This is a genomic window from Sphingobacterium yanglingense, from assembly GCF_004363245.1.
GTDB classification, from domain to species: domain Bacteria; phylum Bacteroidota; class Bacteroidia; order Sphingobacteriales; family Sphingobacteriaceae; genus Sphingobacterium; species Sphingobacterium yanglingense.
In genome coordinates this window covers 274,032-298,515 of sequence record NZ_SNYV01000016.1, presented here as the reverse complement: position 1 = coordinate 298,515, position 24,484 = coordinate 274,032, and the positions used below count along the sequence as shown (strand labels likewise).

Here is a 24,484-nt window from a genome sequence, read left to right as displayed (position 1 = left end):
GATGAAGCCTTTTGAGCGAAAGACGAGATTCGAACTCGCGACCCCAACCTTGGCAAGGTTGTGCTCTACCAACTGAGCTACTTTCGCTTGTTTTGTGATACAAAAGTAAGCTATTTTAGTATGCTTGTCAAGGGTAAAAATAAAATACTTACTGCAATTTAGAGATTGCATCGACGCAGTTGATTCCGTCAATCGCGGCAGAAACAATTCCTCCTGCGTAACCGGCTCCTTCTGCACAGGGGTATAAACCTTTAATCTGCGTATGCTGTAGAGTCTCTCTGTCTCTGGGAATTCGTATAGGTGATGAGGTACGAGATTCTACACCTACCAATATGGCTTCATTGGTGTAATAACCTTTCATCTTTTTTCCAAATATTGGAAGTGCGCCACGTAAAGCTTGGTGTACAAAATCAGGAAGGACTTCATTCAAATCAACTGATTTTGTGCCTGGCTTATAGGAGTTCTGTGGTAGGTCATTAGATAGCCTATTTTGAACAAAATCAACCATTCGTTGGGCAGGAGCTACCAAACGACCTCCTCCTAGGTTAAAAGCTTTTTGTTCCACTTGACGTTGAAAATCCAATAGTGCAAAAGGATCGTGAGCGGACGAATGTACATCCTCTAGGTTAATCTGTATGACCGTCCCTGAATTTGCGGTTGGGTTATTTCTTTTGGAAGGAGACCAGCCATTTACTACAATCTCGTTAGGTTCGGTCGAACAGGGAGCTATGATGCCTCCCGGACACATGCAAAATGAAAACACACCTCTGCCATTTACCTGCTCAACTAGACTATAGTATGCTGGAGGCAAGTTTTCGTGGCGGGTACTACAATGGTATTGTGCTTGGTCTATGATCGCTTGCGGATGCTCTATCCGGACCCCTAGTGCGAACGGCTTGGCTTCAAGGTGCCAATTATTTGTTCGAAATAATTCATAGATATCTCTGGCAGAATGGCCAGTCGCTAGAATAACATGCTTAGCATCAAACCGCTTTCCATTGGCAGTCGTTACTGCAGTGACTTTGTCAAATTGTGTCAGGATATTGTTGACTTTACTGTCAAAATGTATTTCTCCTCCCATTTCCAAGATTCGCTCGCGCATATCCTCAATGATGTGGGGGAGCTTATTTGTGCCGATATGGGGACGGGCATCGACAAGAATATCAGCATCGGCACCATGTTCTACAAAAATGGAAAGTACCTTGTTGACATCTCCTCTTTTGTCTGATCGGGTGTATAACTTACCATCAGAATAGGTTCCTGCGCCCCCCTCCCCATGACAATAGTTGGAGTCGGGGTTAACAATACCTTCTCTGTTTATTTTTGCCAAATCTCTACGCCGCTCTCGGACAGGTTTTCCTCGTTCTAAAACTATAGGTTTGAGACCTACCTCTAAACAACGGTATGCAGCAAATAGCCCAGCGGGGCCTGCCCCGATAATAATGACTGGTTTGGCATCTTTGATGTTTTGTAAATCAGACTTGAAGTGTAGTGGCTTCGGATGTTCGTCTACAAAATACACTACCCGTATTCTATATACTACCGTACGCGCTCTAGCATCTATGGAACGCTTGCGGACATGTATGCCTTTAATCCGGTTACGGTCTACTTTTAATTTGGCGGCCCCTTGTTGGATAATATAGTTTTCGTCGTGTATAAAATCCGGGCTTACAGCCAATTCAATCTCTTTCTGCATAGTGTTTTAAGTTGGGTTTTTATCCCACAATAAGTGCAAAAGTAACAATTTAGCAGACATATATCTATATTAAAAAGTTGGCATTAGCTTTGTCTGTCTAGTTTGAAATTAAAAAGTAATTTGTATTTTTAAAAAACTGGATTGAAGTTGTTGTCGAGCAGCTTTAAAATAGTAGGGGACAAATTATTCTGTTATAAAATAATGAACATTGAAGTACAATTAAGTACTCTGATGTGGCAAAAGAGATACAAATTAAATACACATGAAAAGACTATTAATTGCAATTGTTGGATTGTTTACTGCACTTTCTTTTAGTTCGTGCGGTTATAACACGATGGTGTCTAAGGACGAAAATGTTAAAGCTAAATGGGCACAGGTAGAAAATGCGTATCAACGCCGCGCAGATTTGATTCCAAATTTAGTCTCGACTGTGAAAGGGGCTGCTCAACACGAACAAGGAACATTGACCGCTGTGGTGGAGGCTAGGGCTAAGGCTACTTCCGTAACTGTAAATCCTGAAAATTTGACAGAGGAATCTATTGCCGAGTTTCAAAAGACACAGGATGCTTTGTCGCAGTCGATCGGTCGTCTGTTGGTCAGTGTGGAGGCTTATCCTGATTTAAAAGCAAATCAGAGCTTTCAGGAGTTACAGGCTCAATTGGAAGGAACAGAAAATCGTATCTCTGTAGAGCGAAGAGCTTATAATGAAGCCGTACAGGACTATAATACAACGGTAAGAAGTTTTCCGAATAATATTATGGCAGGAATGTTTGGTTTCAAATCGAAAGGTACGTTCCAGGCTACAGAAGGAGCTGATAAAGCGCCAACAGTATCTTTCTAACGAGTTGTCAAAATTATTTATACTATAAGAAGAGAGATGGGTATTGGTGTCCAGTATTCATCTTTCTTTTTTATAGACTTTAAAACGGTATAGTATGTCTATCTTAAATACAGAGGAGCAAGAGCGTGTGGCACACGCGGTCAGTATTGCTGAAAATAGGACTTCAGGAGAGATACGAATCGTTATTGAGAACGTTGTGGGTGATGTAGATGTGCTTGATAAGGCTTCCCAATATTTTGAGGAGTTGGATATGCACAAGACTGCGCTGAGAAATGGCGTGTTGATTTATTTGGCAGTTGTAGATCATCAATTTGCTATTATTGGGGATATTGGTATCAATAAGCGCGTAGGAGATGATTTTTGGGAAACTACAAAAGAAAAAATGCTTGTCTATTTTAGGACCGGTAATTTTTTTGGTGGACTGGTTGAAGGTATACATGAGGCAGGAGAACAGCTTCATCGTTTTTTTCCAAGGCAAGAGGACGATATCAATGAATTGCCAAATGAAGTTTATTTTGGAAGGAATTAACGATGTATACCTTCAGGAAAATTCCGGATTCTGATAACCTTAACGATAGGGCGACGGACACATCTGCTCTCTTTCTTAGAGAAGAATATAAATACTCAAAAAAACTATTTCGATGAAAAATGTCAGGAGAATCTTCTATTCGTTGATTTTAAAAATGGTTGTTTTACCTGTACTGATCCTTGTAGGTGTATCGGTAGCAGTAGGACAGGATTTTCCTGCCGTATCAAAAACACTAGTTACTGATTATACCAATACGTTGAGCTCGTCTGAAGTTCAGGCTTTGGAGCGTAAGCTTGTAGCATTTGACGATAGCACCTCTACGCAGATAGCGGTAGTATTGGTCAACTCTACAGATGGTTATGATATCGCTGATTATGCTGTTCGTCTCGCTCAAAAATGGGGAGTAGGGAATAAGAAGTATAATAATGGTGTAATGGTATTGGCTGCCATTGGAGATCGTGCTATTACTATTCAAACGGGATATGGGATAGAAGGTGCGTTGCCGGATGCTATTGCCTACCGGATTATTGAAAATGATATCAAGCCCGCTTTTCGTTCAGGAGATTATTATACTGGACTGAACAATGCGACTAGTTCTATTATCTCTTATACTAAAGGTGAATATAAAGCAGAACCTAAGGCTTCTTCGGAGTCGGAAGGTGGACGTGTAGGAGGAGTGGTTGTAATCATTATTATTTTTATCCTAATTTCTTTGATTTCCAAAGGAGGAGGGCGCAATAAAGGAAGAAGAGTAATTGATGGTAAGGGGTCTTCTGATCTTTTCTGGTGGATGTTATTAAGTGGATTGGGACGTGGCGGATCGGATAGAGATGATAGTGGTTTTGGTGGTGGCTTTGGCGGAGGCGGCGGTGGTGGCTTCGGAGGTTTTGGCGGAGGTGGTTTTGGTGGCGGAGGTGCTAGTGGCCGATGGTAAGACAATGAATGATTAAGGTAAGTTAGTTAAATATAGATATGATGAAGATGAAGAAAATGTTAATGTGTAGTATAGCAGTGCTTCCTACACTTATTTTTGCTCAAGAGGAATATACCATAAAGGGTAAAATCGGAAATCTTAATGCTCCTGCTAAGGTGTATATGCAGTATAGAGACAATGGACAAGAAAAACTTGACTCGGCCTCTTTTTCAAATGGAGAGTTTAAGTTTAACGGTGTTGTCAATGAGCCCTTACAAGCTTATTTGATATTGTCTCCAGAAGGCAAGGCGCTCCGTCAGCTTCAGGCTCCCGATTTTGGTTCTTTATATCTTTCTAAGGGAGTAATATCTGTCGTTGGAAGTACATTGAAAGAAGCAAAAGTATCTGGTAATTCGATCAACGAAGAATTTGCAAAGTATCAATTAGCAGGTAAAGATTTATCAGTAGCTATGGATGCCTTGAATAGCGAATTTTATGCTGCTACTGATGAGCAGAAAGGCGATGAGGCATTTATTGCTTCATTACAGCAACGAGCACAAGAGATTTATAAAAAGCAGGAAGGGATTGATAGCGAATATATCAAAGCAAATCCTAATAGTTATGTCACACTTACGCTTTTAGATGAAAAGATAAGCCCTGAGAATGTACTGGAACTGGAAGTGAACTTTAAGGCATTATCTCCGGGGTTAAAAGCGACAGCGAAGGGTAAAAGCGTGAATGCTAAAATAGAGTCTATGCGCAAACTGGCTGTAGGGATGCCTGCACCTGATTTTACGTTGCCTGATCCTGATGGGAATGATATTGCCCTTTCCTCGCTTAAGGGACAATATGTACTTGTTGATTTTTGGGCATCATGGTGCGGCCCGTGCCGTCATGAAAACCCTTATGTGGTAGCTGCTTATAACAAGTTTAAAGATAAAGGATTTACGGTGTTTGGTGTGTCCTTGGATAATCCAGGAAAGAAGGACGCTTGGGTGGCTGCTATTGAGGAAGATAAGCTGGGACAATGGAAACATGTGTCCGACCTGAAGGGATGGAAGTCAATTGTCGTAGAGCTGTATGCTATCAGTGGTATTCCACAAAATTATTTACTGGATAGAGATGGTAAAATAGTTGCATCCAACCTACGCGGAGAGGCTTTAGAAGCTAAACTAGCGGAACTACTTAAGTAATATTCCTTAATATAAAGAAACGGGGTTTAATAGAGATATTAAACCCCGTTTTTATTTGGTTGTTTTTCTCATTTAAAACTAAGAGCCTTTTGCATGTTATGCTCATGACACTCGTTAATGTCCATTACTCTATTTGTGTGAGTTTTGATAGCTAGAAAAAAAATTACACTGCTTTTTTTGAGCATTGAACCAATAGATCTTTGAGGTAGAAATTAAGGATAAGGTAAAAGGAAATATGATTTCAATAGGTAATGAAAAAAAATAAAAAATAAAATCCCAATGCTTTTTTTATGCATTGTCACAGAATAATTTTGAGTAAGAAAATGACAGAGGGTTCAACAAAATAAATGATAATTATTAAGAATGAATAGGATGGAAAACTTAACAGAAAAGGAACTTTTAGAGATACAGGGTGGTGCAAATTTGGAAGGAAGTTACATCACTTTAGACATCATGTTTGAGAGTGCTAGTAGAGGAGGTGGATACACCGTGAAAGTAAATCAGAAAATTTAAACAATTTATATATAGAAAAATGATGAATTTAAAATTAAACGGTCTTGATGTCCAAGAGTTGGATGCTCAAGAAATGAAAATGGTTGATGGCGGTATCTGGCCAACAGTATTAGGTGGGTTATTGCTTTACGGAATCGTAAGTGCAATCGAAAATCCAAGAGAATTTCGTGATGGTTTTTTAGGAAGATAATTAAATAATACTCGAAATGGAAAATTTAAATGAACAAGAAATGATCAACTGCAACGGTGGTGATGCAGGATCAAAAGCCGGAGCTAAATTATTTGGTCGAGCAGTAGGAATAGCACTTGGAGGACCAATTGCAGTAGCTTACTACGCTGGATGTGATATGGGCTGGTGGTAAGACAAAGTAAAAGGACTGAACTATTTTTTGGTTTAGTCCTTTTGATTTTTTAATATTAAAGAATCATATGACAACCTATGAAATTTGATATTTATTTTTACAAAAAATGGCATACCTATTTAATTGTTTTACTTACGGGTGTTTATGCTTTAAATAGGCATTTCGTTCGCCCGTATATTCGAACTACGTATCCTGATTTGACGACTGTAAGGGTGATATTGAATTCATTGCCCAATTTTTTGGGTTCCATTATATTGTATATTTTTATTACAAGAATTCTGAAAGGTTATAATGGACTAAAAGCTTCTTTGTTTATTGTCGTGTATTCAGTTTTGCATGAAACAGTAAATGTCTGGTTGGACGGTATAAAATTTGACTGGAATGATATTATAGCCAGTCTACTCGCCGTTATTGTCTCCCAACTGATAGATGTTTTTATATTAAAAAAAACAGAAGTCTATAGCAAATAGATGCAAAATCCTTCTGTTTTATTCTAAACCGTTTTTAAGGGGATAACCTTGCTCCCTTTTCTTATACCATTTCTTTTAATAGATTAAGCGCATAATCGATTGTATTGATGTTGCTCAAGGCTATTCTTAACTGACCCTTTACTTCTTTTAAATTACTGATGCTAGGATGCTTTTGAACAAAAGCCAATACTTTGCCAAATTGATTTGATTCAAAATAGGTAGACTTGGGATTGTTTACGAAATAGCCCTTAAGTGTTTGTTTCTTAAATGAAATCTTTTCAAACCCAATTTCTTTACCCAGCCATTGCAATCGAAGTGTGTTAAATAATTCAAATACAGGTTCTGGAATAGGGCCGAATCTATCTTCCAGTTCTTGTTGAAAAGCTTCCAATTGGGGCTCATTTTCGAGTTTAGCTATCTCGTTGTACAGATTGTAGCGCTCACTAATATTGGTGACATATTCGTCCGGAATCAATACTTCGAGATCGGTGTCGATTTGGGTGAAAGTGACATATTTTTTGTTTTGTTCATCGGCAAATAGGTCACCGAACTCATCATCTTTGAGCTCTTGTACAGCTTCATCCAAAATCTTATTGTACATTTCAAATCCTATCTCCGCGATAAAACCAGATTGCTCGGCTCCTAATAGATTACCGGACCCACGTATATCCAAATCACGCATTGCGACATTAAAACCTGAGCCTAGCTCAGAAAATTCTTCAATAGCAGAAAGACGTTTGTAGGCTTCCGGTGTGAGTGTTGACAACGGTGGACTGAGCAGATAACAGAATGCCTTTTTATTGGAACGTCCTACTCGGCCACGCATTTGGTGTAGGTCGCTGAGTCCAAACATGTGGGCATGGTTGATGATAATCGTGTTGGCATTTGGTATATCCAAACCCGCTTCGATAATAGTGGTGGCTACTAAGACATCAAAATCGTGATTGATAAACTTTAACATCACGTCTTCTAGGTCATCACCTTCCAACTGCCCATGCGCAACACCTACACGAGCTCCTGGTACTAGATTCTGAATCATAGATCCAAGTTGTTTGAGGTCTGCGACTCGGTTATGTATAAAGAATACCTGACCACCTCGTTCTAATTCGAACGCTACGGTTTCTTTTATTAAGGTTTCGTTGAATACATGCAATTCGGTTTGTACTGGTTGGCGATTCGGCGGTGGCGTAGATATGATACTTAGGTCTCTAGCGCCCATGAGTGAAAAATGTAATGTACGAGGTATCGGTGTCGCAGTTAACGTTAGCGAATCCACATTAGCGCGCATGACTTTTAACTTCTCCTTTACAGAAACGCCAAATTTTTGTTCCTCATCAATGATCATCAAACCAAGGTCCTTGAATTTTACATCTTTGCTGACCAAACGGTGTGTGCCTATGATGATATCTATTTTCCCTTCTTCTAATTTCTTCAGGGTTTCCTTTATTTGTTTTGCTGTTTTAAAGCGATTAATATAGTCGATGTTTGCAGGGAGTCCTTTTAGACGTTCGGAGAATGTACGGAAATGTTGCAGGGCAAGAATTGTTGTCGGTACTAAAACGGCGACCTGCTTACTGTCGGCAACTGCTTTGAATGCTGCTCGAATGGCAACCTCTGTCTTTCCGAAGCCAACATCTCCACATACTAAGCGATCCATCGGATGAGGCGATTCCATATCGCGTTTTACATCTGCAGTGGATTTTTCTTGGTCTGGGGTATCTTCATAGATAAAAGATGCCTCTAGTTCTTTTTGTAGATAGGTGTCCGGACTGAAAGCATTTCCTGTCTGGGCCTTACGTTTTGCATAAAGTTTGATAAGGTCCCGAGCAATATCTTTAACTTTTTTCTTAGTCGTCTTCTTTAATTTGTCCCAGGTATCTGTTCCCAGCTTATTCATCTTTGGGATGCTTCCTTCCTTGCCAGAATACTTTGAAATTCGATTTAAGGAGTTGATATTGACATAGAGCAAGTCATTGTCCGCATAGATTAAGCGGATCATTTCTTGGGTTTTTCCGTTTACATCTACTTTCTCAAGACCTGCATATTTTCCGACGCCATGATCGATATGAGTGATGTAGTCTCCAGGTTTTAAATCCCTCAGTTCTTTTAGTGTAATAGCTTGTGAACGCTCGTATCCCTTTTTCCTTTTGTACTTATAATATCGGTCAAATATTTGATGATCGGTATAACAAGCGAGTTGGGTATGATCATCACGAAAGCCTTCGCGAAGAGCTTTGTAAATAGGGGTAAAGGATACGGTCTTGTCCAGGTCGTCGAGGATAGCATAGATGCGTTCGACTTGTTTGGTGGAGTCGGAAAAAATGAGGTTATTGATCTTCTTCGATTCGTTTTCCTTTAGATTGTGTATCAGTAGGTTAAAATCTTTGTTGAATGAGGGTTGTGGGTGCGTGTCAAATTGTATGGTATGGTCGGCCTTAAAGAAAAATTGCTTACCAAACTCGATATTGGGAAACTCAAAAAGAAGGGCGCTGAAATTTTTATCGTCTGTAAATGTAAACCTAGGATCTAGCCATTCGGGGTTGTTTTTGACATCGGTCTCCGATAGTGCTTTCCAGAACTGAGAGGCAGTTTTATATCCGTTAGAGATAATATCCAGGGTAAACTGTACATCTTTGATCCATACTACAGCCTCTTTGTCTATATACTCAAGCAATGATATGTGGTTGTTGGTCAAAAACTTTGCTTGGACATTGGGAACAATGGTTACAGTATGTATTTTATTAACAGAAAGCTGAGACTCAATGTCGAATGTTCGAATACTCTCTATTTCATCACCAAAGAACTCGATTCTGTAGGGGAGATCGTTTGAGAAAGAGAAGATATCTACAATCCCGCCCCGAATTGCAAACTGTCCAGGTTCATATACAAAGTCTACACGTTCAAAGTCATACTCGTAAAGGAACTCATTGATAAAATCAATCCCTAGTTTGGTGTTCTGTGTTATAGAGAGTGTGTTTTTTTCTAGATCACTTCGATTGATTACTTTTTCGGCTATGGCTTCGGGGTAAGTGACTACGATTTTTGGAAGTCCTGTACTACGGTTTAGCGAGCTAAGGGTTTCTGCTCTTTGTAGTACATGTGCACTATCGGTTTGCGTAAATTCAAAAGCTTTTCGATAAGAAGCTGGAAAAAATAAGATTTGCTTGTCAAAAAGACTTTCTAGATCGCTTAGGAAATAAGAAGCTTCTTCGTGAGTGGGTAAAATAAATATATAAGGTCTTTCTGCCAAGGAATAGGCTGCTGTGACGACCATGGCATCCGAGGAGCCTATTAATCCCTTCAGGTGAATTTTTGGACTTTTCTCCTGTAAGTTTTTAACGAGTGAAGTTATTTGCTCGGTATTTGTGTATTTTGATAAAATTTCTTGAATCTCCACTTGAGTAACAATTTTTGGTAAAATTACTAATTTTTAATAGTCTTTAAGACTTAACTAAATCTAGTCTTTCCTTTATTTCCTCTACAATAGAGAGGTTTTCCTGAAGATCAAATTGTAGGTCTTCATGTAGAGTTGCGACATTGTTGAGCGTCGTTTTAATCCTAGCATTTATATATTTGTGCAATTTTTCAGAGACCTGAAGATGACTTGTTTCATATAGCCTAGGGTACATCTTATAAGGTTGTACTAATATATACAGTCTGCATTCGGCTGTGCTAAATTTGTCCTTGGTTACTTTCTCGTGCTCATTAATCAAACCACTGGCTTGGCGCAATAGATTGTTTATTGTTTTGTAGTTAGAGAAGATGGGCGTGTTTGATACTTTATGTGCGGTATCATGTAATAGATTCTCGAGCTTGGCTTTTAAAGTTTCAATCCGATGTTCAAGGTCATACTCGTTTTCTAAAAGTTGATAGTGTAATTGCTTCAGTAGCATTTTATCCTTGCCGATGAGTCGTATCAGTAGCTTGTCTTTCTCTTTTTGAGAAAGGTTGAGTACAGCTGATTTAAGTTCAGGATCTTTATGTAGAGACATGATGTAAATTTAAGGATTGTAATTGGATTTAACTTGCCCAAATTTTCGGTGTTATCGAGTAAATAGCGTATAGTTTGGTTTTTTTTGAGGTGCTATTCGTGAATTACATGCATTTTATCTATGTTTGAAAGATATAATACGTCCAAACTATTTGTAGAATAACGCTGAAAATAAAGGTAGATGCGACATAAAAAAAATCACTCTAATCTATTTCTTTTTTTTATAGTTGCTGTAATGCTTTCGTCTTGTAACGGCACGCATAGTAAAAGGGAAGATGTCGATTATAGTGAATCATTGGTTCGCTCTCTGTTGTCTAGAACACAGGATTTGACCATAGATACGCTAGAAACTAACAGCTTTTTTCAAGCAGTTGCCACAACTGAAAAGAGAGATTCTTCTAATCTCGTTGCGTATTACGGTGTGTTGGGGAATGTCTCAGCCAAGCATTACGATCGGTTAAATCCGCATAGTGAATCTTATTATCAGCACAGTGTTGATCTTGCAGAGAAGGAAAACTTACCGATTATGAAGGTCTGGAGTTTAGTTAATTATGGATATTACTTCTATAATTTTCGACAGACGGAAAGGGCTTTGCCCCTTTTTATGGAAGCGGTATTCTTGATTGATACAATAGGTGAGGAGGCTGTTATTCTCCCGGAGGATACTTTTAGAAAGTTAGGATTCTTTTTTGGCACTATAGGCAATTACGAAGATGCGATTTCTTATTTAGAGAAAGGAGATCGATATGCAACGATGTTGACCCCAAAACAGCGAGCGACATTGTTGGATAATTTAGGGCAATATCATTTGTATAATCAAGATACAACTACTGCGTTGAACTATTTCTTGCAGGCGGAATCTCTGGCCGCAAAGTCCAATGACTATGTCCGTTATGGGAAGGCATTAGGAAATATAGCACTAATCCATTTGGGGCGAGGTAAGTATCAAGAAGCCTTAACGCTAATTAATAAGGATTTGGTGTATTCCGAGGCGAATAACAGTGCGCAAAATACCATGTATGCACAGGTGCTAAAAGCTAGGATACTCTTAAAAATGGATAGTATTTCCAGCGCCTTGGAGATGTTAAATAAGGCTGAACGCTATGCCAACTCTAAGACTTACCTCAAGAAAAACCTTTTAGAGATAAATCGACTAAAGCTTAATATTGCCATACGGCAAAATGCGGAGTGGGAGGAACTATTGATCAGAAGGAAATTGGAAGTTTTAGAGGGATTGGTGGTGGAGCTGGACGGTGAGCGTGTCTTATTACAGAATAGGTGGCAGGTTGATAAGGAGAAGAAACAGCGGGCGCTTCTAGAGTTAGAGTCTGATTATCAGACAGAGCGCTATAGAAGAATTGTGCTTAGCTCGTTGGTCGTTTTAATTGGAGTAGGTGTATTCGCTATTTTTATCCACCTCAAACGTTCGGCAAGGGCACGGGAGTTACAGTATGATAAGACTGTCGTTGAATTACAATTACGAAAGGTTGCTGCAGAAAAGAAACTGTTGGTCGCACACGAGACATTGGAATCTTATAAGGACTATCTGACGGAGAAAAATAGACAGATAGATGAATTGCAACAGATGATCAATGGGGGGGGTGATTCTAAATCGTATTATCTCGAAAAGGAAAAGGGGCTGTTAAAGGAGATTTTAGATTCCCATCTTTTGACAGAAGAGAACTGGGCGAGCTTTAAGAGGTCTTTTGACGCGACTTATCCTAATTTTTACCTTAACTTAAAGCATGAATTCCCAGAGTTGACAGACTCTAACATGCGTTATATTATTTTGTCTAAGTTAGGCTTATCTGTGACAGAAATATCGAATTTATTGGGGATTTCTACAGAATCCGTAAAGAAAAGCCGGCAACGGCTAAAGAAAAAAATGGGAAGCCGGTTTAGGGAGTTTGAACAGGCAATCTACCTGTAGGTAGGGATTACACATTGTGTTTATCTCTAAAAAGTACCATTTAATAAGCTAATTACACCATTGTTAGTGGTATTATTAGTGTATTTTTGTGTATGGTTGGACGGGTACCTATAATTGAACAATGTACAGTGTCGAGTGGCGTCAATGGAGACGTGACAGTCGAAAGATTGAGCGATTACTTGGTGCGCAATAAAAACCTTGTTTTTCCGCATCGGCATAACTTCTATCACTTTTTATTATTTACGGCGGGAGCGGGGCAACATACCATAGATTTTGAGGCCTTTGAAATTGAAAAGTGGCAGATTTATTTTATGTCTCCAGGGCAGATTCATACATGGAGTTTTGAAGGTGAAATGCAAGGATATGTAGTCAACTTTGATAAGGATCTTTTCAAAACCCTATTGATAAACCCTGATTACCTCTCTCTATTCTCCTTTTTCTCTGGGTTGGTCAAGGATGAGGTATTTGTTGTGGATGTTGATAAGCGTGAAGTGGTGGGCAATGTCTTGGAAAAAATGTTGGAATATCAAGGGGATAAGGGGATTGTTTCGGCTTCTCTGCTCTATTTGTTCCATTTGTTGGAATCGGATAAAGTTCGTGATAGTACTTTTGAGGCGAATAGATATAATCATACCTTGTTGCGGAATTTTTTGCAACTTATCGAGTTGAACTATAGGGAGCTAAGACTTCCTAAAGATTACGCTGCATTGTTGTATATTACACCGAATCATTTGAATGCGTTGTGTAGAGAGCTGTTGGGGATGTCAGCGGGAGAAGTGATTCGAGACCGGGTAATTCTGGAAGCGAAACGGCTTCTTGTAATAAGAAATTTCTCAATTGCGGAAATAGCTTATGAATTGAACTTCAATGATAATTCCTATTTTACGAAGTTCTTTAAAAAAATTGAAGGATTAACTCCAGAAGAGTTTAGGAAGAAAAATTATAATTATGGAAAATAATAAAGAAATAGCAAAGGAATATAGTTTTCCAGGCGAGTTTAAAAGTGCTGTAGATGGAAAATGTCCGCGTTGCCGGAAAGGTGATATGTTTAATGCACCTTTATTCAGTTTCAGATCGCGTAAGATGAAGAGCCATTGCCCTCATTGTGGATTGAAGTTCGAGAAGGAGCCAGGCTATTTTTATGTAGCGATGTATGTTAGTTATGCCTTTGTCGTGGCGGAATTAGTGGCAGCCTGTGTGGCGACCTATATTTTTACACATAATTTAGAATCACCATGGTTATATCTTACTGTTGCCCTGTTGGCAGCATTTATCATGGCTCCTTTTAACTATCGTTATTCAAGGGTGGTATTGATGTACTGGTTGACTCCTCAGTTTAAATTTAGGGAGGAGCTTTTCTTACGGGATAAATCCGAATAGATTATTCTCTGTATATAAAAATCCCCTCCTTTATTTTAAAAGGAGGGGATTTTATCTTTATATTATTGGGTTTTCTTCAAGATATTTTTCCCATGCCCATGCTGAAGACATCATTTCGTCTATACCTAGCTCTGCGCTCCAGTTTAGCTGTGTTGAGGATTTAGAAACATCTCCCCAGACTTTGATAATATCTCCCTCTCTTCGTGGACCAAAGGTATAATTGAGCTTTTGCCCAGAGGCTTTTTCAAAAGCAGCTATTGCTTCTAATACAGAATAGCCATTTCCTGTTCCGACATTAAAGACATCATATTTTCCATTAGGGTTTCCTTTTTCAAGGAGTTTGATTGCTGCGACATGTGCTTTTGCCAAGTCGACGACATGGATATAGTCTCTTATACAGGAACCGTCAGGGGTGTCATAATCATTTCCAAATACGGTTAGTTTTTCTCGCTTTCCAATCGCAGTCTGTGTAATGAATGGAAGAAGATTTTGTGGTACACCGTTAGGAAGTTCGCCTATCAATGCCGAGCTATGTGCTCCGACCGGGTTGAAATAACGTAGTGCGATAATGTTGTAATTACTGTACGCCGCAGCTGTTTCAGATAGAATCTCTTCAGCTATCTGTTTGGTGTTGCCATAAGGAGAAGTTGCTTTTTTTACAGGAGCACTTTCTGTGACTGGCAGTGTGTCTGGCTCACCGTATACCGTGCAGCTGGAAGAAAAAACAAAATTGATAGGTGCCTCTCTGTAAGCGTTAAGGAGGTTTATTAATGAAAAGAAGTTATTATAATAGTATTTTAGTGGATCAGCAACAGACTCTCCCACGGCTTTTGATGCTGCAAAGTGTATGAGGCCACTGATTTCAGGTTGACTTTGTATGAATTCTCGGGTTTTGTTTTCATCACATAGGTCAAACTGATGAAATTCCGGACGGATGCCAATAATGCGTTCAATTTGACTTAAAATTTCAATATTAGAATTGGAAAGGTTGTCTACGATTATCGGGGTATAGCCCGCATTAAAAAGTTCTACTACGGTATGGGATCCTATGTATCCTGTACCTCCTGTTACTAATATTTTGCTCATATGTATCTATCTATTTGTGTTTGTATTATCTTCTTTTGTAAAGTAAGTAATGGATTTGATTAGCCCTTCGTTGAGACTTACTTTTGGCGCCCAATTCAGGATTTTCGTTGCTAGTGTAATATCCGGACGCCTGCGTTTAGGATCGTCTTCGGGTAGAGGTTCGAACCGGATGCGGGACGGGCTGTTGGTTAAAGTGATGATCTCTTGTGCAAGTTGTAATATCGTTAGTTCTTCTGGATTGCCGATATTAACGGGATACGGATAGTCTGAAAGTAAAAGCTTGTATATGCCGTCTATTTGATCCGATATAAAACAAAATGAACGGGTTTGTTCTCCTTTGCCGAATACGGTGATGTCCTCTCCCCGTAGCGCCTGACCGATGAAAGTCGGTAATGCTCGACCGTCTTCAGGTCGCATCCGTGGGCCGTAGGTATTAAATATGCGCACTATCCTAGTGTCTAGTCCATGAAAGTTGTGATAAGCCATTGTCATGGCTTCTTGAAATCTTTTTGCCTCGTCGTACACACCGCGTGGACCGACTGGATTTACATTGCCCCAGTATTGTTCCGATTGAGGGGATACTAGAGGGTCTCCATAGACTTCGGAAGTCGATGCAACGAGAATTCTTGCTTTCTTATCTTTTGCTAATCCCAAGAGGTTGTGGGTACCTAGGGAACCTACTTTTAGCGTCTGTATAGGTATCCGAAGATAATCGATTGGGCTTGCTGGAGAGGCGAAATGGAGAATATAGTCTAAAGGCCCAGGTACATGAACAAATTTGGATACATCGTGATGAAGGAAATCAAAATTCTCCAGACCAAATAAATGCTCTACATTTTGAAGATTTCCCGTTATCAAGTTGTCCATCCCGATTACATGGAATCCTTCCTGTATAAAACGATCACAAAGATGGGAACCCAAAAAACCAGCAGCTCCTGTAATTAATATTCTTTTTCGCACGTTCACCTGCACGTTGTTTCGAATTAGAAAAGGTTTAATATCTTTGACGAATATAAGTATTATTTCACAATATGCGACTGTTGTACGATTTGGGGATTTGGTTTTATGGCATGCTTTTGCGAGGACTTTCAGTGTTTCATCGGAAGGCTAGACTCTGGGTCGATGGACGTAAAGGAGGTGTAGGTGCAATAGAACAAACGATTGAAAAGGGGCAGAAACATATCTGGTTTCACTTTGCTTCTTTGGGTGAATTTGAGCAAGGAAGGTCTGTTTTGGAGCAGATAAAAAAAAGATTTCCACAGGAAAAAATTGTCATTACATTCTTTTCTCCTTCAGGTTTCGAGATAAGAAAGAATACCCCACTTGCCGATTATGTGTTTTATCTACCTGAAGATACGAAGCGGAATGCGAGACGTTTTATTGCTGCTATTCAACCCAAGTTTGCTGTGTTCACGAAATATGAGTACTGGTATCATTATTTCGATACATTGAAACAACAGGATATTCAGTTGCTGATGATTTCTGCTATTTTTAGAGAAGAGCAATTGTTTTTTAAGCCCTATGGTGGATTCTATCGGCAGATGTTAAAGAAGGTTTCCTTCTTCTTTACCCAGAATATGGATTCCGTCCATATGTTGAAGTGGATTGGAATTACCAATGCTGGCCTAGCGGGAGATACCCGTTTCGATAGGGTCGTCGAGTTACCAAGACAACATGTAGAAAATAGGGCTGTTGAGCGTTTTTCTTGTGGCGAGCAGGTGCTTGTCGCAGGAAGTACTTGGCCAAAGGATGAATTGCTTTTGCAGTCTTTGATAGCGGAATCTGTCGGTTGGAAGTTGGTTTTGGCACCACATGAGATTGATCGCTCCCATATCAACGAAATCTGTGAATTATTTCCTGGTTGTCTTCTCTATTCGCAGTTCGCGTCTTATGAGGCTGAAGAGTTGCAACATGCAAGGGTGTTGGTAATAGACAATATTGGAATGTTATCGTCATTATACTATTATGCGGATATAGCCTATATTGGAGGCGGGTTCGGGGCAGGTATTCATAATACACTGGAAGCTGTTGCTTATGGCAAACCTGTTATATTCGGTCCTAAGTATGAAAAGTTTCAAGAGGCTCTTGATTTGGTGACGCTTATGGTTGGCTTCTCCATATCCAATTATGCCGAATTGCGTGAGGTCTTTGCCGCTCTCCAAGATGTGGAGAAAAGGAAGGAAATAGGAAATATGGGCTTAGAATACGTGAAGCAACGAGCTGGAGCGACGCAGATTATCATGAAGTACTTAGAGACAGAAGGGCTTTTAGATATTCACTAAAAATAAGAGGCTGTCCCTAAAGACAGCCTCGATTTATTAAAAAATTGAAAATTGGACGTGATTGTTTAATAGTAAGTGTATCTTCTAACACCTGCTATATGTCGTGCGAGACGCATAACTTGATGTGTGTAACCATACTCATTGTCATACCATACGTATAGATTAACATGTTTGCCATCTGCAGAGACAATGGTCGCTGGAGCGTCTACTACGGATGCTGCCGAAGTACCTATGATATCTGAAGAAACTAGTTCTTCATTGTCTGAGTATTTGATCTGTTCGACTAAGCTACCATACAGAGCACTTTCCTTTAACGTATTATTAAGCTCTTCAAGTGTTGTTTTTTTAGTTAACTCTACGTTTAATATAGCTAGAGAGCCATTTGGTACAGGTACACGTATCGCATTGGAAGTTAGCTTTCCAGCGAGTTCAGGTAGTACCTTGGCTACTGCTGATCCGGCTCCTGTTTCGGTAATTACCATGTTTAATGCCGCAGCACGACCTCTTCTGGTCTTTTTGTGCATGTTGTCTACTAAATTCTGGTCATTTGTATAGGAGTGTATTGTTTCTATATGTCCGTGTTTAATGCCAAATTTGTTGTGCACAACCTCCAAAATAGGGGAAATTGCATTTGTAGTACATGATGCCGCAGAGAAGATAGTGGAATTGTCCAAATCAATCATGTCATTATTGACACCATATACGATGTTTGGAACACCCTTTCCTGGAGCTGTTAATAATACTTGCGAAGCTCCAATAGAAGTCAAATGTCTGCCCAGTTCATTGTTGTCCCTGAATGCTCCTGTATTGTCAATCACTAATGCATTGTCGATGCCATATTTGGTGTAATCGATTTCTTCAGGATTTTTTGCAGAAATAATATATACTGTTGCTCCATTTATTATTAATGCACCTTTACTTTCATCTACTTCTACTACTCCCTCGAAGTCTCCATGTATAGAATCATTTTGCAGTAAAGTAGCTCTTTTTTGGAGTGTATGAATGTCGACATTGTCGCGGGTTACAATGGCGCGAAGTCGTAGTTGATGCCCAGCTCCGGCTTTGCTGATTAGCTCGCGTGCGAGCAGACGCCCAATTCTACCAAACCCATAGAGAACAACATCTCTTGGCTCGAATGTCTGGTGTTCTTGTGCGGATAAAAGTTCTTTTTTTATAAAGTATAGAATATGCTCTTCTTCAATATTTTGATTCCGAACTTCTAATGCCAGTTTACCAATATCCAAACGAGAAGGGGCTAGCTTTAAGTGTTGCATGGCCTCTGCTATTTGTAATGTCTCAAATATGCTGATTGGGCTATCTGAAAGTGCTTTTGATTCTTGATGTAGCGTTAAAATACGACTTACTCTGCGGTCGAAAAGTTGGTTTCTGAAAAATACCAGTTCTATGGAGTGGTTGTACCATAGGTTGCTGACAATCTGTATCAGTTTAACAGCCGCATTTTGTTTGCTTTTGTAACTTTTGATTTCGGCTTCAAAAGTCGATTTTTGTACCATAATTTTTGCTATAACTATTATGCTGCAAAAATAGGTCATTAATAGTGTAAAGAGCGAATGATTTTGAAAAATTGATAAAAATGAAATCGCTTTATAGTGTTCTTTTTCTAATTTAACATTGTTGTTGCTGTTTTATTATTGATTATTCAATAAAAACGATTTTGTTCAAGATTCTATAAGGTACTCATTCGTTTAATTTTCAATAAAAAAGAGTTCCGATGCGATGAAATCTGCAAATAGTTTCCCCTGAGAGGTCAGTTTGTAAGCGCCATCGGAGTCTAATGTTATCTTTTGCTCCGAGATAAACGGTTCTATTTCACGAAGGAAATGGGAAAGGAACTCTGATCCAAATTGTTTCTGTATTTGCGTTGCCTGTACTCCCCACATCGTTCGGAGTGAGGTCATGATATATTCGTTGTAGCGATCCTGTAATGAGAGCTCTTCGATTTCTTGGTATGCTGTTCGTTCTTGTAGTGCAGCGATGTATTTTGCATTGTTTGCAACATTCCAGCTGCGGGAGACCCCATTATAAGAATGTGCCGAGGGGCCAATACCTAGATAGTGCTTGCCCCTCCAGTAGTTTGTGTTGTGCTTGGCATATTTGTGGTTTTTTGCAAAATTCGAGATTTCATAATGTTCGTATCCGTGGGATGTGAGGGTCTCCATAAGCATCCGCATCTGTAACTCGGCTTGGTCCTCTAGAATGCCTGCTGTGCGTCCTGTTTTAATTTGATGTGCTAGTGCGGTCCTGTGCTCGACTGTCATTGCATACGAGGAGATATGTGGTACGCTTAGGGTTATTAGCTTATCCATGTTTGCTATCCATTTTTCGTTGGATAGCAAAGGGTAACCGTAGATGAGGTCACATGTTATGTTTTCGAAACCAGCATCCTGAACTCTTTTTATAGATGCGTCAGCTTCTTGTGCGTTGTGAGCTCTATTCATCCAGCTTAGGTCCTCTTGAAAGAAAGACTGTATCCCGATACTAAATCGGTTTATGGAGGTTTGTCTTAAAGCATTTACTTTCTCCCGGGTGAGGTCATCTGGATTGGCTTCCAGTGTTATTTCTGCTTGAGGGTCTATGTCAAAATGATGGACTACTTGGTCAATCAGGTGTTGTATTTCTGATGGTTCTAAGATTGAAGGCGTACCCCCTCCAAAATAAATGGAGTGTACTTTTTTGTCCTCTAGATATGCGGTACGTGTTGCTAGTTCCTTGGATAGGGCTAGCAACACGTCTTCTTTGTATTTTAACGAAGTTGAAAAATGAAAATCACAATAGTGACAAGCCTGTTTGCAGAATGGGATGTGGAAATAAATCATCTAACGTGCGGAGTAATTGTCACTAGCTTCAATATCGGCCAAGCGTTGTGTTGGGTCAATCCATATTTTGGAAGGCACTTTATCCACAGGAAAGCTATATGTCGGTACAGTCCAGTTCCAGTCTTCTAGGATGGTTCTTTTGGTGTTTTCGTAGATAGCAAAGTCCTCTGCCGGTTTCTCTCCACGCATCTCTCGTAGTGGGATATAGAATAATTCTTTAGAACCATCTGTATACTCAACCAATACATCTATTGGCATAGCTAGATTCGACTTGTTGCGTAAGGTAACACTGTTGTCTGTTACCTCTTGGATAGCGTAGTCAATATGACGTGTTGTATTTACGAATAGGTTGAAATACCATTTGAGATTGATTCCAGAGACGTCTTCAGCGACCCGTTTGAAGTCGTTAGGAGTGGGGTGTTTAAATTTCCAAATATCATAGAATTTCAAAAATGTTTTCTCTAAGTTGGACTTCCCGATAATGTATCCTAGCTGTTCTGCGAGAACAGCCCCTTTGTTATATGCTTGATTACTATATCCGTAATTTGTATTGTAGTAGTCGGCCAATAGGCTCATTGGCTCTTCCTTACCAGATAGTGCCAATTTGTAATAGGCTCTGTAAGCATCTATCATTGGGTTTGTTTCTAGTGCTCCTTTTTTATAAAAAAGTTGCTGCATACCTAGTTCCTCTACATAGCTTGTAAAACCTTCATCAAACCATTCATCGACCGTTTCGTTGATGCCAAATAGGTGTTGGTACCAGGAGTGTGCAGCCTCATGAAAGATAACACCAACTAGACTTTTAATATTTCGGCCACCAGTCACTAAAGTTGCTGTCCCATATTCCATTCCGCCGTCGCCTCCTTGTATAATGGTGTATGTCGACCAGGGGTAGGCACCGAACTTTTGGTTACATAAATCGAAGAAATCAGCAGCTAGCCCAAGTGCCTGTTTCCAGTTTTTTATGGTGGCATCATCGACAGGTATATACACGGTGTACAGTGTGACTCCATTTTTATTCACGGTAGAATCTACCACAAATTTGGGGTCGGCTGCCCATACGAAATCATGGATATTTTCTGCTTTATAGTGCCAAGTAGCTTTATTGCCTTGTGTTTTTACTTTTGCTTTGCGTTGATAGCCTTTTACTTCGTTTGCATTTTGCAAAACGCCCGATGCACCTACAATATAGTTTTTATTGATATGTATGGATACGTCAAAGTTTCCAAAAGGAGCCACAAATTCACGTGCTACATATTCATCTAAGTGCCATCCGAATTCATCAAAGTGTGCCATTTTTGGATACCATTGTGCCATAGACAATGCAACATCTTCTTTTGAGTTGCGTCCTGTCCGTCTGATTTGTTCTGGTACCTGTGCTGTCCAGGTCAAATCGAAGGTTGCTGTTGCACCATCTTCGATAGCGTGCGGGAGGCTGACTTCTAATAGTGTGCCATCTGTCTTGAAAACAGTTTCTACACCATCTATCAATAGTGTTTTAATCTTTTGATAGCCAATTTGATCTGGTGTCAGTTTGGCGATACGGCTTTCCCATTTTGGATTTTCTTTGGTGCCTAGGTTTGTGGCCATTCTGCTGTCTGGGTCTGCGATGTTAGAGAGCCTGTAGTCCATCATGCTTCCTGGTTGGAAAGCATTGAAGTAGAGGTGGAAGTAGACTTTGGATAGGCTATGCCCCGAATTATTCGTGTATTTTAGGGACATTGTTCCGTCGTACCGGTAGTTTTTCTCATCGACATCTACATTTATTTTGTAGTCGACTTTTTGTTGCCAATAACCTTTGCGTTGGGCAAAGCTTGATTGTATACTGATTAAAGCGATTAATGCTAGTAAGAAAACTTTTGACTTCATCTGTCAAACATACAAAAACCGAAGTGAATTTTGGCTAAGACTGGGTTGAAAAATGTCTTGGTACTGTATTAAAACTTAAAATATTCGATATCACTTTGTATTAGTGCTTCATGCAGTGCCAGGGTGTCGTCGTCTGCCTGGAAGAGTTTATTGCGCCAATATCTAGCAGGGCTTTTTTTGCGCAGATATATTACATAGAGGTTTCCTCCAGAGCGTGTCAGACTCCTTAGGTGATCAATATCCGCGATCGGGTATACGTGTGTCTCTTGTGCAAAAGCTATTGTCAAACTCTCTGTGCTTAATGTCCAGGTAGAGGGACGTTGGCTTACTTTTACGGCGGTATATAAGATGATTGGGATAGTAAAAAGTACGATGATTATTTTGTAGATTTCGGAAAGTGGAATATAAGAACTGATTCCTCCGAAAACAAAAAGGAGCACAAAAAAACAGAGCATGTATCTGCCCCTGTGGAGGGTATTTATTTGGAATGTTTGATTCATCAAACAAAGATAGAAAACTTTCATACCTATCGAAGCTGTTGATAGGTATGAAAAGTGCTTGTTACTTAAAGTCTGAAATATTTTTCAGGATTTATCTTTTTGTCGTCTTTCAGGATTTCGTAATGTAAATGGGGGCCTGTGCTACGTCCAGTGCTACCCAATAAACCTACAGTTTTACCTGCATCTATCTTATCTCCTTTTTTTACTTTTGTTTTGGAAAGGTGTGCATAGCGTGTCTCGTAACCGTTTTTATGTTGTACTTTGACCACGTTTCCATATTCCCCATCATATCCGGAGAAAGTGACTTTGCCTGATGCTGTTGCTTTAATAGGGTCTCCGGTATTGCCTTTTAAATCGACACCGGAGTGCATCTCACGGCCTCTGTTTGTAAATGGATTGGCTCTGTAACCGAATTTTGATGTTATTTTGCCTCCGTGTGGGATACCTATGGGCAAATTGGAGAGTTTGTTGTCAAGGTCTTTTAAGGCTTCTTCGTAATATTCACTCAGTAAGTCGATGTTTTCTTCGTCAGGTTCAACCGGGCCCCCGGCATTTTGTAAGGCGATGGTTTTTAATCCGCGATTTTTCATCTTTTGATTAATGATGGCCAACGTAGAATCTATTTTGTTAAATGATTTTTTTGCTTCTATTATTCCCCTTTCGGTTTCATTTTTCTTTAGGGTAAGCTGACGGTTCTTTTGGTTTACCTGATTCAACGTCGCTTCATATCGTGAGTTTAGCTCCTTCTCCTGTTTATGGGCCATATAAATCAGGGAGCTGATCAAAGTAACGATGAGTGCAGAAACTGATAATGCTATTTTTTTTAAATTCTTTACAATAACTGTGGGGACAACTAGGTTTTTGTCTTTATGTCCCTCTATGCAAATCAATACAGATGATTTCTTTTTTAACATGTTCTCAACTTTTATTGTGTATTACATACGGTGCATGCAAAAGTACATATTATGTGCTTAAGTATCAATTTGTTGTTATTGATTTTCAACATGTTATTGTTAAACTATGTTAAAAATGCTCACTTTTGTGCTATGTCATTCGCAAATAAACTGATAGAGTGGTACCGATTGGAGGGCCGTGATTTACCCTGGAGGAAGACTCAAGATCCCTATATTATTTGGTTATCTGAGGTGATTCTCCAGCAGACCAGAGTGGAGCAGGGGCTTCCCTATTTTTATACTTTTGCTGAGCATTTTCCGTCTGTAACGGAGTTCGCTACCGCTGATGAGGATGAGGTATTAAGGTTATGGCAGGGGTTGGGATATTATTCTCGAGCCAGAAACATGCATAAGGCGGCCAAGATTGTTGAGCAGGATTATCAGGGGCAGTTTCCGAGTGATTATGAACGTCTGTTGAGCCTGCCAGGGATAGGAGAATATACCGCCGCAGCGATATCTTCTTTTTCTGTAGGCGAGTGCAAAGCGGTATTGGATGGGAATGTGTTTCGGGTGCTGTCCCGAGTCTTCGGTATTTCTACGGCTATTAATACAGGAGAGGGAAAAAAGTTGTTTCAGAGTTTGGCTCAGGACTTGATTAGCGCTAGCGATCCTGGTACCTATAATCATGCTATAATGGACTTTGGGGCGACGGTATGTAAGCCTAAGGCACCCCTGTGTGTGGATTGTGTCTTTCGAGGGGAATGTGCTGCATTTGAAGAGGATACTGTAGGTGCGCTTCCTGTCAAACTCAAAGCGAAGAAGTCCCGAGATCGTTATTTCAATTATTTTGTGATTGAGGATGATGGTATGATTTTGATGTCAAAGCGAGGAAGCGAAGATGTATGGGCGAATATGTACGAATTTCCTCTGATTGAGACCAAAGATCAGTTGGAATTGAAAGATTTGATTCATACCGAGGAATATCGTGCTACTTTTGGGGATGCGGTAGTGGAACCTTTTGGGGGAGTGACGAAACATATACTGAGTCATCAAAATATATATGCTCGTTTTTTTAGATTGCCCAATGCTAAAGATATTTTGGAAAAAAAAGATACATGGCATTACTTTTTGTTAGAAAATTTGGATAAATTAGCTAAACATAAACTTGTTTTTTCTTTTATTGATAAGTATTTATAGAC

At 39.7% G+C, this 24,484-nt stretch carries 23 protein-coding genes and 1 tRNA gene; 13 read left to right on the top strand and 11 right to left on the bottom strand.

The features are described 5' to 3' along the window. Positions 1 to 14: 14 nt before the first annotated feature. Positions 15 to 87, bottom strand: a tRNA-Gly gene (locus tag CLV99_RS17590). Positions 88 to 148: 61 nt separating this feature from the next. Continuing rightward, the gene (locus tag CLV99_RS17585) at positions 149 to 1,696 is read right to left on the bottom strand and encodes an NAD(P)/FAD-dependent oxidoreductase (RefSeq protein ID WP_133585818.1); all 1,548 of its coding nucleotides are present in this window, start codon (positions 1,694 to 1,696) and stop codon (positions 149 to 151) included. Between the two features lie 262 nt (positions 1,697 to 1,958). Here CLV99_RS17585 and CLV99_RS17580 point away from each other — a divergent pair, with 262 nt between their 5' ends. The 8 genes from CLV99_RS17580 (at position 1,959) to CLV99_RS17555 (ending at position 6,517) form a co-directional block, all read left to right on the top strand. Beyond that, entirely contained in the window at positions 1,959 to 2,537 is a 579-nt protein-coding gene (locus tag CLV99_RS17580; protein WP_133585817.1) for a LemA family protein, read from the top strand. A gap of 94 nt (positions 2,538 to 2,631) precedes the next feature. Then, entirely contained in the window at positions 2,632 to 3,066 is a 435-nt protein-coding gene (locus tag CLV99_RS17575; RefSeq protein WP_133585816.1) for a TPM domain-containing protein, read from the top strand. Between the two features lie 112 nt (positions 3,067 to 3,178). Then, a complete protein-coding gene (locus tag CLV99_RS17570) occupies positions 3,179 to 4,000 on the top strand; it encodes a TPM domain-containing protein (RefSeq protein ID WP_133585815.1) in 822 nt (273 codons plus the stop codon). 47 nt (positions 4,001 to 4,047) lie between these two features. Continuing rightward, a complete protein-coding gene (locus CLV99_RS17565) occupies positions 4,048 to 5,172 on the top strand; it encodes a TlpA disulfide reductase family protein (RefSeq protein WP_133585814.1) in 1,125 nt (374 codons plus the stop codon). Between the two features lie 372 nt (positions 5,173 to 5,544). After that, entirely contained in the window at positions 5,545 to 5,685 is a 141-nt protein-coding gene (locus CLV99_RS23245; RefSeq protein ID WP_162850146.1) for a hypothetical protein, read from the top strand. Positions 5,686 to 5,704: 19 nt separating this feature from the next. Then, complete coding sequence (locus CLV99_RS17560; protein WP_133585813.1) at positions 5,705 to 5,875, top strand: class IIb bacteriocin, lactobin A/cerein 7B family; 171 nt, start codon at positions 5,705 to 5,707, stop codon at positions 5,873 to 5,875. A 40-nt stretch (positions 5,876 to 5,915) separates the two neighbouring features. Then, positions 5,916 to 6,047: a hypothetical protein gene (locus CLV99_RS23485; RefSeq protein ID WP_262708312.1), complete on the top strand. Its 132-nt coding sequence runs from the start codon at positions 5,916 to 5,918 to the stop codon at positions 6,045 to 6,047. Positions 6,048 to 6,124: 77 nt separating this feature from the next. Further along, entirely contained in the window at positions 6,125 to 6,517 is a 393-nt protein-coding gene (locus CLV99_RS17555) for a hypothetical protein (protein ID WP_133585812.1), read from the top strand. Positions 6,518 to 6,578: 61 nt separating this feature from the next. Here the strand turns inward: CLV99_RS17555 and mfd are convergent, their stop codons facing one another. Both mfd and CLV99_RS17545 read right to left on the bottom strand, forming a co-directional pair. Then, positions 6,579 to 9,914 (bottom strand): transcription-repair coupling factor, encoded by a 3,336-nt coding sequence (gene mfd / locus CLV99_RS17550; RefSeq protein WP_133585811.1) that lies wholly within the window; start codon positions 9,912 to 9,914, stop codon positions 6,579 to 6,581. Positions 9,915 to 9,957: 43 nt separating this feature from the next. Beyond that, on the bottom strand, positions 9,958 to 10,509 hold the full coding sequence (locus tag CLV99_RS17545; protein ID WP_133585810.1) for a hypothetical protein: 552 nt from the start codon (positions 10,507 to 10,509) through the stop codon (positions 9,958 to 9,960). Positions 10,510 to 10,689: 180 nt separating this feature from the next. On the opposite strand from CLV99_RS17545, the gene CLV99_RS17540 reads away from it, so the two are divergent. From CLV99_RS17540 to CLV99_RS17530, 3 genes are all read left to right on the top strand, one after another. Further along, positions 10,690 to 12,438 carry a tetratricopeptide repeat protein gene (locus CLV99_RS17540; RefSeq protein WP_133585809.1) on the top strand — a complete coding sequence of 583 codons (1,749 nt, stop codon included), beginning with the start codon at positions 10,690 to 10,692 and terminating at the stop codon, positions 12,436 to 12,438. 92 nt (positions 12,439 to 12,530) lie between these two features. Beyond that, entirely contained in the window at positions 12,531 to 13,397 is an 867-nt protein-coding gene (locus tag CLV99_RS17535) for a helix-turn-helix domain-containing protein (RefSeq protein WP_133585808.1), read from the top strand. Then, entirely contained in the window at positions 13,387 to 13,818 is a 432-nt protein-coding gene (locus CLV99_RS17530; RefSeq protein ID WP_133585807.1) for a DUF983 domain-containing protein, read from the top strand. Before CLV99_RS17535 ends, CLV99_RS17530 begins: the two co-directional genes overlap by 11 nt. A 57-nt stretch (positions 13,819 to 13,875) precedes the next feature. Here CLV99_RS17530 and galE read toward each other — a convergent pair whose 3' ends face one another. Further along, positions 13,876 to 14,904 carry a UDP-glucose 4-epimerase GalE gene (gene galE, locus CLV99_RS17525; protein WP_133585806.1) on the bottom strand — a complete coding sequence of 343 codons (1,029 nt, stop codon included), beginning with the start codon at positions 14,902 to 14,904 and terminating at the stop codon, positions 13,876 to 13,878. A gap of 6 nt (positions 14,905 to 14,910) precedes the next feature. Beyond that, positions 14,911 to 15,864 carry a UDP-glucuronic acid decarboxylase family protein gene (locus tag CLV99_RS17520; protein WP_133585805.1) on the bottom strand — a complete coding sequence of 318 codons (954 nt, stop codon included), beginning with the start codon at positions 15,862 to 15,864 and terminating at the stop codon, positions 14,911 to 14,913. Positions 15,865 to 15,935: 71 nt separating this feature from the next. Between CLV99_RS17520 and CLV99_RS17515 the strand changes: the two genes are divergently transcribed. Beyond that, the gene (locus tag CLV99_RS17515) at positions 15,936 to 17,186 is read left to right on the top strand and encodes a 3-deoxy-D-manno-octulosonic acid transferase (RefSeq protein WP_133585804.1); all 1,251 of its coding nucleotides are present in this window, start codon (positions 15,936 to 15,938) and stop codon (positions 17,184 to 17,186) included. 65 nt (positions 17,187 to 17,251) lie between these two features. Here CLV99_RS17515 and CLV99_RS17510 read toward each other — a convergent pair whose 3' ends face one another. From CLV99_RS17510 to CLV99_RS23520, 5 genes are all read right to left on the bottom strand, one after another. Continuing rightward, positions 17,252 to 18,700: a glyceraldehyde-3-phosphate dehydrogenase gene (locus CLV99_RS17510; protein ID WP_133585803.1), complete on the bottom strand. Its 1,449-nt coding sequence runs from the start codon at positions 18,698 to 18,700 to the stop codon at positions 17,252 to 17,254. A 192-nt stretch (positions 18,701 to 18,892) separates the two neighbouring features. Then, positions 18,893 to 20,023 (bottom strand): radical SAM family heme chaperone HemW, encoded by a 1,131-nt coding sequence (gene hemW, locus CLV99_RS17505; protein ID WP_133585802.1) that lies wholly within the window; start codon positions 20,021 to 20,023, stop codon positions 18,893 to 18,895. Beyond that, complete coding sequence (locus tag CLV99_RS17500; RefSeq protein WP_133585801.1) at positions 20,024 to 21,892, bottom strand: M1 family metallopeptidase; 1,869 nt, start codon at positions 21,890 to 21,892, stop codon at positions 20,024 to 20,026. Positions 21,893 to 21,960: 68 nt separating this feature from the next. Then, positions 21,961 to 22,347 (bottom strand): hypothetical protein, encoded by a 387-nt coding sequence (locus CLV99_RS17495; RefSeq protein WP_133585800.1) that lies wholly within the window; start codon positions 22,345 to 22,347, stop codon positions 21,961 to 21,963. 110 nt (positions 22,348 to 22,457) lie between these two features. After that, positions 22,458 to 23,306 carry a M23 family metallopeptidase gene (locus tag CLV99_RS23520; protein ID WP_133585799.1) on the bottom strand — a complete coding sequence of 283 codons (849 nt, stop codon included), beginning with the start codon at positions 23,304 to 23,306 and terminating at the stop codon, positions 22,458 to 22,460. A 132-nt stretch (positions 23,307 to 23,438) separates the two neighbouring features. On the opposite strand from CLV99_RS23520, the gene mutY reads away from it, so the two are divergent. Next, positions 23,439 to 24,482: an A/G-specific adenine glycosylase gene (mutY, locus tag CLV99_RS17485; RefSeq protein WP_133585798.1), complete on the top strand. Its 1,044-nt coding sequence runs from the start codon at positions 23,439 to 23,441 to the stop codon at positions 24,480 to 24,482. The last annotated feature ends 2 nt before the right edge of the window (positions 24,483 to 24,484 follow it).

Excerpts from the sequence above, each read along its gene's own strand:
- CLV99_RS17510 (WP_133585803.1), bottom strand. The coding sequence starts at position 18,700 with ATGGTACAAAAATCGACTTTTGAAGCCGAAATCAAAAGTTACAAAAGC.
- CLV99_RS17530 (WP_133585807.1), top strand. The coding sequence starts at position 13,387 with ATGGAAAATAATAAAGAAATAGCAAAGGAATATAGTTTTCCAGGCGAG.
- CLV99_RS17545 (WP_133585810.1), bottom strand. The coding sequence starts at position 10,509 with ATGTCTCTACATAAAGATCCTGAACTTAAATCAGCTGTACTCAACCTT.
- CLV99_RS23485 (WP_262708312.1), top strand. The coding sequence starts at position 5,916 with ATGATCAACTGCAACGGTGGTGATGCAGGATCAAAAGCCGGAGCTAAA.
- CLV99_RS17495 (WP_133585800.1), bottom strand. The coding sequence starts at position 22,347 with ATGCTCTGTTTTTTTGTGCTCCTTTTTGTTTTCGGAGGAATCAGTTCT.
- CLV99_RS17515 (WP_133585804.1), top strand. The coding sequence starts at position 15,936 with ATGCGACTGTTGTACGATTTGGGGATTTGGTTTTATGGCATGCTTTTG.
- CLV99_RS17500 (WP_133585801.1), bottom strand. The coding sequence starts at position 21,892 with ATGAAGTCAAAAGTTTTCTTACTAGCATTAATCGCTTTAATCAGTATA.
- CLV99_RS17570 (WP_133585815.1), top strand. The coding sequence starts at position 3,179 with ATGAAAAATGTCAGGAGAATCTTCTATTCGTTGATTTTAAAAATGGTT.
- hemW (WP_133585802.1), bottom strand. The coding sequence starts at position 20,023 with ATGATTTATTTCCACATCCCATTCTGCAAACAGGCTTGTCACTATTGT.
- CLV99_RS17540 (WP_133585809.1), top strand. The coding sequence starts at position 10,690 with ATGCGACATAAAAAAAATCACTCTAATCTATTTCTTTTTTTTATAGTT.
- CLV99_RS17565 (WP_133585814.1), top strand. The coding sequence starts at position 4,048 with ATGAAGAAAATGTTAATGTGTAGTATAGCAGTGCTTCCTACACTTATT.
- CLV99_RS23520 (WP_133585799.1), bottom strand. The coding sequence starts at position 23,306 with ATGTTAAAAAAGAAATCATCTGTATTGATTTGCATAGAGGGACATAAA.
- galE (WP_133585806.1), bottom strand. The coding sequence starts at position 14,904 with ATGAGCAAAATATTAGTAACAGGAGGTACAGGATACATAGGATCCCAT.
- CLV99_RS17535 (WP_133585808.1), top strand. The coding sequence starts at position 12,531 with ATGGTTGGACGGGTACCTATAATTGAACAATGTACAGTGTCGAGTGGC.
- CLV99_RS17585 (WP_133585818.1), bottom strand. The coding sequence starts at position 1,696 with ATGCAGAAAGAGATTGAATTGGCTGTAAGCCCGGATTTTATACACGAC.
- CLV99_RS23245 (WP_162850146.1), top strand. The coding sequence starts at position 5,545 with ATGGAAAACTTAACAGAAAAGGAACTTTTAGAGATACAGGGTGGTGCA.
- CLV99_RS17560 (WP_133585813.1), top strand. The coding sequence starts at position 5,705 with ATGATGAATTTAAAATTAAACGGTCTTGATGTCCAAGAGTTGGATGCT.
- CLV99_RS17575 (WP_133585816.1), top strand. The coding sequence starts at position 2,632 with ATGTCTATCTTAAATACAGAGGAGCAAGAGCGTGTGGCACACGCGGTC.
- CLV99_RS17580 (WP_133585817.1), top strand. The coding sequence starts at position 1,959 with ATGAAAAGACTATTAATTGCAATTGTTGGATTGTTTACTGCACTTTCT.
- CLV99_RS17555 (WP_133585812.1), top strand. The coding sequence starts at position 6,125 with ATGAAATTTGATATTTATTTTTACAAAAAATGGCATACCTATTTAATT.
- mutY (WP_133585798.1), top strand. The coding sequence starts at position 23,439 with ATGTCATTCGCAAATAAACTGATAGAGTGGTACCGATTGGAGGGCCGT.